8 protein-coding genes are annotated in these 11,907 nt (G+C 74.5%); 7 read left to right on the top strand and 1 reads right to left on the bottom strand.

What is annotated here, in order from left to right; all coding sequences use genetic code 11:
- The first annotated feature begins 10 nt into the window (after positions 1-10).
- The 4 genes from dapF to hflX all read left to right on the top strand — a co-directional run bounded on the left by dapF (position 11) and on the right by hflX (position 6,370).
- On the top strand, positions 11-889 hold the full coding sequence (gene dapF / locus OG937_14340; GenBank protein WUD72795.1) for a diaminopimelate epimerase: 879 nt from the start codon (positions 11-13) through the stop codon (positions 887-889).
- Positions 890-1,041: 152 nt separating this feature from the next.
- The gene (locus OG937_14335; protein ID WUD72794.1) at positions 1,042-3,168 is read left to right on the top strand and encodes an HD domain-containing protein; all 2,127 of its coding nucleotides are present in this window, start codon (positions 1,042-1,044) and stop codon (positions 3,166-3,168) included.
- Positions 3,169-3,240: 72 nt separating this feature from the next.
- Positions 3,241-4,725 (top strand): M1 family metallopeptidase, encoded by a 1,485-nt coding sequence (locus tag OG937_14330; GenBank protein WUD72793.1) that lies wholly within the window; start codon positions 3,241-3,243, stop codon positions 4,723-4,725.
- Positions 4,726-4,870: 145 nt separating this feature from the next.
- Entirely contained in the window at positions 4,871-6,370 is a 1,500-nt protein-coding gene (hflX, locus tag OG937_14325) for a GTPase HflX (GenBank protein WUD72792.1), read from the top strand.
- Between the two features lie 69 nt (positions 6,371-6,439).
- Here hflX and OG937_14320 read toward each other — a convergent pair whose 3' ends face one another.
- Complete coding sequence (locus OG937_14320; GenBank protein WUD72791.1) at positions 6,440-7,615, bottom strand: hypothetical protein; 1,176 nt, start codon at positions 7,613-7,615, stop codon at positions 6,440-6,442.
- 203 nt (positions 7,616-7,818) lie between these two features.
- On the opposite strand from OG937_14320, the gene OG937_14315 reads away from it, so the two are divergent.
- The 3 genes from OG937_14315 (at position 7,819) to OG937_14305 (ending at position 11,896) form a co-directional block, all read left to right on the top strand.
- The gene (locus OG937_14315) at positions 7,819-9,201 is read left to right on the top strand and encodes a diaminobutyrate--2-oxoglutarate transaminase family protein (GenBank protein ID WUD78732.1); all 1,383 of its coding nucleotides are present in this window, start codon (positions 7,819-7,821) and stop codon (positions 9,199-9,201) included.
- A gap of 67 nt (positions 9,202-9,268) precedes the next feature.
- A complete protein-coding gene (locus OG937_14310) occupies positions 9,269-11,125 on the top strand; it encodes an iron transporter (protein ID WUD72790.1) in 1,857 nt (618 codons plus the stop codon).
- Between the two features lie 51 nt (positions 11,126-11,176).
- Positions 11,177-11,896, top strand: a complete 720-nt coding sequence (locus OG937_14305; protein ID WUD78731.1) for an acetyltransferase — start codon at positions 11,177-11,179, stop codon at positions 11,894-11,896.
- Positions 11,897-11,907: the final 11 nt, after the last annotated feature.

The raw sequence follows: 11,907 nt of genomic DNA, 5'->3' as shown, positions 1-11,907 counted from the left end.
GACTCGGCGCATGACCAGCGCAGCACCGCAGGGCCTGCCCTTCCTCAAGGGGCACGGCACGGAGAACGACTTCGTGATCATCCCCGACCCCGACGGGGCCCTCGACCTGACCGCGGGGACCGTCGCGCGCCTGTGCGACCGCCGCGCCGGGATCGGCGGCGACGGGGTGCTGCGGGTCGTGCGGTCGGCGAAGCACCCGGAGGCCGCTGCCATGGCCGCGGAGGCCGAGTGGTTCATGGACTACCGCAACAGCGACGGCAGCATCGCGGAGATGTGCGGCAACGGCGTACGGGTCTTCGCGCACTACCTCCGGCGCGCCGGTCTCACCGGTGCCGGGGACGTCGCCGTGGCGACCCGCGCCGGCGTGCGCCGGGTGCACATCGACAAGGACGGCGACATCACCGTCGACATGGGCCGCGCCGCGCTTCCCGCCGGCGAGGTCGAGGTGACCGTCGGCGAGCGCAGCTGGCCCGCCCGCAACGTGAACATGGGCAACCCGCACGCCGTCGCCTTCGTCGACGACCTCGCCGACGCCGGCAAGCTGCTGGACCCCCCGGCCCACGCGCCTGCCGCGGCCTACCCGGACGGTGTGAACGTGGAGTTCGTCGTCGACCGGGGTGAGCGCCACGTCGCCATGCGGGTCCACGAGCGCGGCTCCGGCGAGACCCGTTCCTGCGGCACCGGGGCCTGCGCCGTCATGGTCGCCGCGGCCCGGCGCGACGGCCGCGACCCGGCCGTCACCGGCCGTCCCGAGACGTACCGCGTCGACCTGCCGGGCGGCACCCTGGTGATCACCGAACGTCCCGACGGCACCGTCGAGATGACCGGTCCCGCCGTGATCGTCGCCGAAGGCGTCATCGATCCGGCCTGGCTCGGCGACGGCGGCTGAGGATACCCGCTCCGAGGGCCCGGTATTCGCTCGAACGGGTGATGCCGATCACGCTGGGCGAGAGCGTGGCAGCGGCACGTGATGGGCTCGGTAGCATCAAGCACCGGCACGGAAGCCATCCCGCCGGTGGGTGACGCTGCCGGAGGTGCCGCATGAGACCGGACAACGCAGTGGAGACCGCCCCGGGCGCCGCAGGACGCAGGCGCATCCCCCGGGCCGCGGACCTGCGCCGGCTGGGACGCGCGGCCCTGCTGGGCCCCGGCGGACGCGCCGGCCGGCTGCCGGAGTCCATCGAGCACATCGCCAAGGTGCACCGTGCCCGACATCCCGGCGCGGACCTCGCCATCCTGCACACGGCGTACGTGCTCGCCGAGTCCTCGCACCGCGGCCAGATGCGCAAGAGCGGGGAGCCGTACATCACGCACCCGCTCGCCGTGACCCTGATCCTCGCCGAACTCGGCGCGGAGACGACGACGTTGACCGCGTCGCTGCTCCACGACACCGTCGAGGACACCGATGTGACGCTCGATCAGGTGCGGGAGGAGTTCGGCGAGGAGGTCCGTTTCCTCGTCGACGGCGTCACCAAGCTGGAGAAGGTGGACTACGGCGCCGCCGCCGAGCCCGAGACCTTCCGCAAGATGCTCGTCGCCACCGGCAACGACGTCCGCGTCATGTCCATCAAGCTCGCCGACCGGCTGCACAACATGCGCACCCTCGGCGTCATGCGCCCCGAGAAGCAGGCCCGCATCGCCAAGGTCACCCGGGACGTGCTGATCCCGCTCGCCGAACGCCTCGGCGTCCAGGCGCTGAAGACCGAACTGGAGGACCTGGTCTTCGCCATCCTCCACCCCGAGGACTACCTCCGCACCACCGAACTCATCCTGGAGCACGCCGCCCTGCCCGATCCGCTGGGCGCCGTCGCCGAGGACGTCCGCAAGGTGCTCCGCGAGGCCGGCATCAGCTCCGAGGTCGAGGTACGGCCCCGGCACGTGGTGTCCGTGCACCGGGTCCGGCTCAAGCGCGGCGGTGCGCAGCCCGGCGGCAGCGACTTCGGGCGGGTGCTGATCCAGGTCGCCGAGGACGCCGACTGCTACGCCGTCCTCGGTGAACTGCACACCTGCTTCACCCCCGTCATCGCGGAGTTCAAGGACTTCATCGCCGCGCCCAAGTTCAACCTGTACCAGTCGCTGCACACCGCCATCCGCGACGGTGAGGGCCGCATCGCCGAAGTCCTCATCCGCACACGGCAGATGCACCACGCCGCCGAGGCCGGGGTCATCGCGCTCGGCAACCCGTACGCCACCGCCGAGGCGGCGGACTCCGACGAGGGCGAGCGCGTCGACCCCACGCGCCCCGGCTGGCTGGCCCGGTTGCTGGAGTGGCAGCGCGAGGCTCCCGACCCGGACTTCTTCTGGAGCACCCTGCGCGACGAGCTCGCCCAGGACCGCGAGATCACCGTCTTCTCCGCCGACGGCGGCACCGTGGGCCTGCCCGACGGCGCCACCTGTACCGACGCCGCGTACGCGCTGCACGGTGAGGGCGCCCACTCCTGCGTCGGGGTGCGGGTCAACGGGCGGCTCGCGCCGCTCGGCACGGTCCTGCGGGACGGCGACACCGTCCAGCTCCTGATGACCGAGGCCACCGACGGGGACGGGTACGGGCCCTCGCCCGAGTGGCTGGAGCACGCCCGCACCCCGGCCGCCCGGATCGCCATCGCCCGCTGGCTGGAGGCCCACCCGGCGGCCACCGCCGAGGAGGAGCCGGCCGCCCCCGCCGTCCGCGCCGCCGCAACGGCCGCCCGCAGGGCCGCCGAACCGCTCGCGGACACCGACCCGCCCGGGACCGCCGTCCGCATGGCCCGCTGCTGCACGCCCGTGCCGCCCGACGGGATCACCGGCTTCCCCATCCGCGGCGGCACCGTCGCCGTGCACCGCAGCGAGTGTCCCGTCGCCGCGCGCATGGCCGCCTCGGGCCGCGCCAGGGTCGCCGTCCACTGGCGCTCCGACGCCCCCGTCACCGGTCACCGGGCCACCCTCTACGCCGAGGCGCTCGGCAGGCCCCGGCTGCTCGCCGACCTCACCGAGGTGATCGCCACCCAGGGCGTCGCCATCGTCTACGCCGCCGTGGAGCCGCCGCAGGAGCACCGCGTACGCCACACCTACACCGTCGAACTGCCCGACCCGGAAGCGCTGCCCGCCCTCATGCGCGCCATGCGCGCCGTCCCCGGTGTGTACGACGTGTACCGCGCCCAGGAGGCCGTGGCCGCCGCGCAGCCGTAGAGGAGTACCCGATCGGGTGGGGTGCTGACGTGCCGCCGTCGGGCGGGCACGGTGCGCTGATACCGGTATCCCATGATCGGATCCTTTGCGCGCCGTGCCACCGTCACCGCGGCGGCCGTGGTGGCGCTCACCGCGGCCGGACTGCCCGGCGACGCGACGCCCGCGGGGCTCGGTGACCGGCTCTACCCCGAACTCGGCAACCCCGGGTACGACGTCTACGACTACGACATCTCGTTCACCTACCGCGGCAACGACCGGCCCCTGGACACGGTGACCCGGGTCGACGCGCTCGCCACGGACACCCTCGACCGCTTCCACCTCGACTTCCGCGGCGACGTCCGTTCCGTCGAGGTCAACGGCCGCCGGGCGGCGTTCAGCACCTGGCGCGAGGAACTGGTCGTCACCCCCGCCGTCCCGGTACCGCGCGGCGACCGCCTGCGGGTGACCGTCGTCCACACCAGCGACCCCGCGGTCAAGGGGGACACCGGCTGGATCCGCACCAAGGACGGCCTGGCCATGGCCAACCAGGCAGCCGCCGCCCACACCGTCTTCCCCTGCAACGACCACCCCTCGGACAAGGCCCGCTTCGCCTTCCACGTCACCGCGCCGAACGACCTCACCGTCGTCGCCAACGGCCTGCCCGAGACGGCCGTCCGCAAGGGCCCCGTGACGACCTGGAACTACCGCACCGTCCACGTGATGGCCACCGAGCTCGCCCAGGTCTCCATCGGCCGCTCCGCGGTGCTGCGCCGGACCGGCCCCGGCGGCCTCCCGTTGCGCGACGTCGTCGGCTCCGCCGACCCCGACCGGGCCAAACTGGAGAAGCGCCTGGCGATGACCGCCGGGCAGATCGCGTGGATGGAACAGCAGGTCGGCCCGTACCCCTTCGAGACGTACGGCATCCTCAGCGCCGACACCGTCACCGGCTTCGAGCTGGAGACCCAGACCCTCTCGCTCTTCGAGCGGCGGGTGCTGCTGTCCCGGGAGGCCGACGCGGCGCCGGTGATGGTGCACGAACTGGCCCACCAGTGGTTCGGCGACAGCGTCTCGCCCGCGACCTGGTCCGACCTGTGGCTCAACGAGGGGCACGCCACCTGGTACCAGTGGCGTTACGCCGCCGAGCACTACCACGAGCTCACGCTGGAGCAGCTCGCCAAGGCCGCCTACGGCGCCGACGCGCGTCTGCGCCGCGACGGCGGCCCGGCCGCCGCCCCCAAGCCGCCCGGCGCCGACGGCAAGCTCGGCATCTTCCGCGGCAACGTCTACTTCGGCGGAGCGCTCGTGCTGTACGCGCTGCGCCAGGAGATGGGCACCGACGCCTTCCAGCGGCTGGAGCGGGCCTGGGTCGCCCGCCACCGCGACGGGGTCGCCTCCACCCGGGACTTCATCGCCCTCGCCTCCGAGGTCGCCGGCCGCGACCTGGGCGGCTTCCTGGGCGCCTGGCTCTACGGTCCGACCACGCCCCCGATGCCCGGCCACCCCGACTGGAAGCGCTCCGTGCCCGCCAAACCGGTGCACGGTCCCGCGCACCGGCGCGAGGCGGGGAAAGTCGCGTGACCCGGCGGCGACGACCGTGCGACCATCTAGGTACGGCGACGGCGGCGTGCCCGGGCCGGGGGAATCCTCCGGGTCCGTGCGGCGTTCTCTCCGTACGAGGGGCGAGAGCCCCCCGTTCCCGTCGATCTTCCGAGCAAAGGATCCAATGACCTCCTCTTCCTCCTCTTCTTCTGCCCGCAGCCGCCAGCGCCTCCCCGAGAGCCTTCGGGCCGACGCCCTGATGGAAGAGGACGTCGCCTGGAGTCACGAGATCGACGGAGAGCGTGACGGCGACCAGTTCGACCGCTCCGAGCGAGCGTCGCTGCGCCGCGTCGCGGGCCTCTCCACCGAGCTCGAGGACATCACCGAGGTCGAGTACCGCCAGCTCCGCCTGGAGCGGGTCGTGCTCGTCGGGGTGTGGACGGACGGCACGGTCCAGGACGCCGAGAACTCCCTCGCGGAGCTCGCCGCCCTCGCCGAGACCGCCGGCGCCCTCGTCCTGGACGGTGTCATCCAGCGCCGTGACAAGCCGGACCCGGCCACCTACATCGGTTCCGGCAAGGCCCAGGAGCTGCGCGACATCGTCATGGAGAGCGGTGCGGACACCGTGGTCTGCGACGGTGAGCTCAGCCCCGGCCAGCTCATCCACCTCGAGGACGTCGTCAAGGTCAAGGTCGTCGACCGCACCGCGCTGATCCTCGACATCTTCGCCCAGCACGCCAAGAGCCGTGAGGGCAAGGCCCAGGTCTCGCTCGCGCAGATGCAGTACATGCTGCCGCGGCTGCGAGGCTGGGGTCAGTCGCTGTCCCGGCAGATGGGTGGCGGTGGCGCCGGCTCCTCGGGCGGCGGCATGGCGACCCGTGGTCCCGGTGAGACCAAGATCGAGACCGACCGGCGGCGCATCCGCGAGAAGATGGCCAAGATGCGCCGGGAGATCGCGGAGATGAAGACCAGCCGCGACCTGAAGCGCCAGGAGCGCAAGCGCCACAAGGTGCCCTCGGTGGCGATCGCCGGCTACACCAACGCCGGCAAGTCCTCGCTGCTCAACCGGCTCACCGGCGCCGGCGTCCTGGTGGAGAACGCGCTGTTCGCCACCCTGGACCCGACCGTGCGCCGGGCGGAGACCCCGAGCGGCCGGCTCTACACCCTGGCCGACACCGTCGGTTTTGTGCGGCACCTGCCGCACCACCTGGTCGAGGCGTTCCGCTCCACCATGGAGGAGGTCGCCGAGGCCGACCTCATCCTGCACGTGGTGGACGGCTCGCACCCCAATCCGGACGAGCAGCTCGCCGCCGTGCGCGAGGTCTTCCGCGACGTCGGCGCGCTGGACGTGCCGGAGATCGTGGTGATCAACAAGGCGGACGCCGCCGACCCGGTGCTGCTGCAGTCCCTGCTGCGCCGCGAGAAGCACGCCATCGCCGTCTCCGCCCGCACCGGGCGGGGCATCGCGGAGCTGCTCACCATGATCGACGACGAGCTGCCGAGGCCCGCCGTCGAGATCGAGGCCCTGGTGCCGTACACGCGCGGTGCGCTCGTCGCCCGCGTCCACGCGGACGGCGAGGTGCTCTCCGAGGAGCACACCGGCGAGGGCACCCTGCTCAAGGCGCGGGTGCACGACGAGCTCGCGGCGGAGCTCGAACCGTTCGCGCTGGTCGCGCGCCGCTAGGCGGTACGCACGTACGAGGAGGGCCCGCCCCCGGCCGGGGGCGGGCCCTCCTCGTGTCCGACGGCGGTGTCAGCCGCGGATCGCGTCGAAGACCTCCTCGGCCTCGGAGCCCAGGTGCGGTCCTGCCAGCCAGCGGGGACTGTCCTGCGGGCCGATGGAGGTGTTGCTGACCAGGGCCGGCTTCCCACCGGGCCCCCGGGCGAACCAGCCGCCGCCGGAGGAGCCCGCCGTCATGGTGCAGCCGAGCCAGTGCATGGTCGGCGCCCCCGGGTCCAGCGCGAGGCGGACCGGGTCGCCCGAGCAGTGGTACTGCTGGTAGCCGAAGCCGTCGAAGGGGGCCGCGGCGGGGTAGCCGCGGATGTCCATGGAGTCGATGCCGGCCGAGGTGGGCGCGTCGAACCAGACCGGCACCGACGCCCCGACCGTCTCCTCCAGCGACGTGTCGGAGTCCGGGTTGGTCACCTTCAGCACCGCGAAGTCGTAGGGGTAGGCGGAACTCGTCTGCGAGGACTCCCCGCCCCCGTCGATCCACTGCTGGGAGGTCCCCGCCTTCGTCGCCCACCACGTGCCGTACGGGGCGAGCTGCTGCTTGGTGGCGCTCCGCAGCGCGGCGCCGCTCAGGCCCGTGTCGTTGAAGGACGGCACGAAGACGATGTTGCGGTACCAGCCGCCCTGGGCGCCCGCGTGCACGCAGTGCCCCGCCGTCCACACCAGGTTGCTGCGGCCCGGGTTGGCCGGGTCGCCGACCACGGTCGCCGAGCAGACCGCCTGGCCGTCGGGCATGTCGAAGAGCAGCTTGCCCGTCGCCGGGGAGGCCTCGTGGTACGGGGTCGAAAGGCGCTGCGCCCGGATCGCGGCGGGCTCACGGTCGGTGGTGCCGTCGTCCACCCGCCCCAGGTCGGGCCGTTGCTCGTCGTCCGGGGTCCCGTCGGCGTTGCGGAGCCGGTCGGCGTCCCAGAGGTCCTTGATGATGGGGTTGATGAAGTCGGCCGCGTCGCGCAGCCACTTGTCCTTGTCCCAGTCCTTCCAGCCGCCGTTCTTCAGCGCGTCGGCCCACTGGTCCAGGTCGTCGAGGCTGGTCGGGAGGGCCGTCGGCAGTTGGAGGCCGCCGTCACCGGCCGTCGCGGTGGGTGTCGGGCTCGGCTTGGCGTCGGCGTTGTCGTCCGACGGGCCGCAGGCGGTCGCGGTCACGGCCAGCAGCGCCGCGGCGACGGCGGCCACGGCCAACCGGCTTATCGGTGCCATGGGTTGTGGTCCCCCTGTTGTGAACATGTCGTCTGCCCGCTCAAGGGCAACCCCTCACTGTGCCCTCGAAGGGAGGACGGCGGGCGCCGCGCCCGCGGTTCCTCGCCAGGATCTCGGCCCGAGACAGTTGCCGGTAAGCGCGTGCGTCGTTGGTAGCTCCGGGGACGGAGCAGCCGACACCGAGGAGTGAGCACGTGGCCGCCATGCCGAGCGCCAGGAGCCGACCGGCGGTGCACGAGGGCGAGTTCGACGACACCGAGGGCATCCTGCGGCGTCAGTCGGCGCGCGAGTCCGCCGCCCGCACCTACGCCCGCTCGCTGCCCGTCGTCCCCGTGCGCGCCCGCGGCATGACCGTCGAGGGCGCCGACGGCCGCCGCTACCTCGACTGCCTCTCCGGCGCCGGCACCCTCGCCCTCGGCCACAACCACCCCGTCGTCCTGGAGGCCATCCGCGCCGTCCTCGACTCCGGTGCCCCGCTCCACGTGCTGGACCTCGCCACCCCCGTCAAGGACGCCTTCACCACCGCGCTCTTCGAGACCCTGCCGCGCGAACTCGCCGACCGCGGACGCATCCAGTTCTGCGGCCCGGCCGGCACCGACGCGGTCGAGGCCGCCCTCAAGCTCGTCCGCACCGCCACCGGCCGCGGCGGACTGCTCGCCTTCTCCGGTGGCTACCACGGCATGACCGCCGCCGCCCTCGCCGCCACCGGGGACATCGCCGTCCGGGGCGCGGCCTGCGCCGCCGACGCCCGGATCACCCGGCTCCCCTACCCGTACGACTACCGCTGCCCGTTCGGCGTCGGCGGGGAACACGGCGCCGAACTCTCCGCCCGCCTGACGGAGAACCTGCTCGACGACCCCAAGGGCGGCATCCAGCCCCCCGCGGGCATGCTCCTCGAACCCGTCCAGGGCGAGGGCGGCGTCATCCCCGCCCCCGACGCCTGGCTGCGGCGGATGCGCGACCTCACCGCGGCCCGCGGCATCCCGCTCATCGCCGACGAGGTGCAGACCGGCGTGGGGCGCACCGGGACCTTCTGGGCCGTCGAGCACAGCGGCGTCGTCCCGGACGTGATGGTGCTGTCCAAGGCGATCGGCGGCAGCCTCCCGCTCGCCGTCATCGTCTACCGCGAGGAACTCGACTCCTGGCAGCCCGGCGCCCACGCGGGCACCTTCCGCGGCAACCAGCTCGCCATGGCCGCGGGCACCGCCACCCTCGCCTACGTGCGGCGCAACGGCCTCGCCGAGCGCGCCGCCGAGCTCGGTTCCCGGATGCTCGCCCGGCTGCGCGCCCTGGCCGCGGAGCACCCCTGCGTCGGCGACGTCCGCGGCCGCGGCCTCATGCTGGGCGTCGAACTCGTCGACCCGGACGCCGCCCCCGGCCCCCGCGGCGTCCCCCCGACCGCGCCCCGCCTCGCGGCGGCCGTCCGTCGGGCCGCCCTCGAGCGTGGCCTCATCGTCGAACTCGGCGGCCGCGACGCCGCCGTGATCCGGCTGCTGCCCCCGCTGACGATCACCGAAGAACAGTCAGAAGCCGTCCTCGACCGCCTCGCCGACGCCCTCGTCGCGGCGACGGCCGTCCGGGCGTGACCATGCGCCCGCCGGCCCCGCCCCGGGGCGGATCCCACCGGGCGCCGATCCCTCACGGAGCGAAGCGATGACCGTACGTCCCGGCGACGAAGCCACCGCGGCCGTCCCCCAGCAGCGCGCCGCCGCGGCCGAACCGCCGGGCCGGGCCGAACCGCCGGGCCGGGCCGGGCTGCCCGGACCGTCCACCCCGTCGCCCGGCGCCGACCCGCTGGAGCAGGCGGATCCGTGGGCCGCCGCCGACGCCGCCGGCACGGAGGCCCTGCTGCGCTGCTGGGTCCGCGAGACGGGGCTGCCACCGGAGCCCGACGGCCGCACCCTGCGCGTGCCGCTGCCCGCGAGCGGCGCGGAACTCCTCGTCCCGGTCCTCCACTGGTCGGCCGTCGGCCACCACCGCCTCGGCGCCCCGCAGCCCGCCGCCGGGGGCGCCCCACTGGACGCCGTCACCCTCGCCGCGCTGCTCGCACGGGAGGCCGCCGCGGCCGGTCCGGACGGTCCCGGCCTCGTCGCGCGGGTCGCCGACTCCGTACGCCAGACCGCCGTCTTCCTCTCCGCACGCCGCGCCCGCCCCGCCGCCCCCCGGGGAACCCATCCCTTCCTCGACTCCGAGCAGGCCCTCGTCCTGGGCCACCCGCTCCACCCCGCGCCCAAGGGCCGGGAAGGACTCACCGAGGCCGAGGCCGTGGTCTACGCCCCGGAAACGCGCGGGGCCTTCGCCCTGCACTGGCTGTCCGTGCACCGCTCGCTGCTGGCCACCGACTCCGCATGGACCGAACGCGGCCGCCCGGTCCCCGCCGAGCACCTGCTGGCGGCCCTCGCCGGACCGGAACTCGCCCGGCGGCTCCCCGCCGGCACCGTGGCCCTGCCGCTCCACCCCTGGCAGGCCCGCGAGGTCGCCCACCGCCCGGCGGTGCGCGCACTGCTGGAGGCCGGGCTGCTCCACGACCTCGGCGCCGCGGGCGACCCCTGGCACCCCACGTCCTCGCTGCGCACGGTGTTCCGCCCCGGCGCCCCCGCGATGCTCAAGCTCTCGCTGGCGCTGCGGATCACCAACTCCCGCCGCGAGAACCTCCGCAAGGAACTCCACCGGGGCGTCGAGGTGCACCGGCTGCTCCGGGCCGGCCTCGCCACGCGCTGGCACGCCGCGCACCCAGGGTTCGACATCGTCCGCGACCCCGCCTGGCTGGCCGTCGGCACGGACGCCCCCGTACCCGGCCTCGACGTCGTCCTGCGGCACAACCCCTTCGGCCCCGGCGACGAGGTGCGCTGCCTCGCCGGGATCACGGCCCTGCGCCCCGCGCCGGACGGGGGCGCCCTGCGGTCCCGGCTCGGCGAACTGCTGGCCCGGCTCGCGTCCCGTACCGGACGACCGGTGGCGGCCGTCGCCACCGAGTGGTTCCTGCGCTACCTGGACGCCGTGGTCCGGCCGGTGCTGTGGCTGGACGGCGAGGCGGGCATCGCCCTGGAGGCCCACCAGCAGAACACCCTGGTCGTCCTCGACGCCCACGGCTGGCCGGCCGGCGGCCGCTACCGCGACAACCAGGGCTACTACTTCCGCGAGTCCGCGCGCGCCGGGCTCACCGCGCTGCTGCCCGGGGCCGGCGGGAGCAGCGACACCTTCGTGGACGACGCCGTGGCGGACGAGCGCTTCGCCTACTACCTCGGCGTCAACAACGTCCTCGGCCTGGTCGGCGCCCTCGGTTCCCAGCGCCTCGCCGACGAACGGGTGCTCCTCGCCGCCCTGCGACGCTTCCTGGAGCAGGCCGCCCGCACCGGCCGCTCCGGGCTGCCCGCACGGCTGCTGGAGGAACCCGGGCTGCGCTGCAAGGCCAACCTCCTCACCCGGCTGCACGGGATGGACGAGCTGGCCGGCCCCGTCGACACGCAGTCCGTCTACGTCACCGTCCCCAACCCCCTCACCGCCTGACGAGAGGAGGCCGCGACCACCGTGGCGACCGCCGACCCCACCCGCGCCCCCGTGTGCCCGCCCGCGACCGCCGGCCCCCGGGACCCCGGTGCCGGGAACGCCGACGACACCCTCGACCTGGAACTGCCCCCCGAGCTCCGCGCCCTCCTCGACGAGGACGTCACCGCCGACGACCGCGCCGGCGGCCCGGCCCCGCTCGACGACCTCCTCGACGGCGTCGCCGACTGGGGCCCGGTCGGCACCCCCGCGGGCACCTTCCAGCTCGTCCCCGTACGCCCCGAGCGCGACCTCCCGGTCATCACCCACTGGATGAACGACCCCGCCGTCGCGGAGTTCTGGGACCTGGCCGGCCGGCCCGAGGTCGCCGAGCGGCACCTGCGCGCCCAGCTCGACGGCGACGGGCGCAGCATGCCCTGCGTCGGGGTCCTCGACGGGGTGCCCATGAGCTACTGGGAGGTGTACCGCGCCGACCTCGACGCGGTGGCCCGCTACTACCCGGCCCGCCCCCACGACACCGGGCTCCACCTGCTCATCGGTCCCGTCGCCGACCGGGCCCGCGGCCTCGGCGGCACCCTCCTGCGGGCCGTCGCCGACCACGCCCTGCGACAGCGCCCCCGGTGCACCCGGGTGATCGCCGAGCCCGACCTGCGCAACACCCCGTCCGTGGCCGCCTTCCTCGCCGCGGGCTTCCGCTTCTCCGCGGAGGTCGAGCTGCCCGGCAAGCGGGCCGCGCTGCTGGTCCGCGACCGCGCGCTGCGTCACGTCCTGTGACCGGCCGCGCC

The organism is Streptomyces sp. NBC_00510, assembly GCA_036013505.1.
Classification (GTDB): Bacteria; Actinomycetota; Actinomycetes; order Streptomycetales; family Streptomycetaceae; genus Actinacidiphila.
Note: the sequence above shows the minus strand (reverse complement) of the source record. Positions and strands in the feature narration are given on the sequence as shown.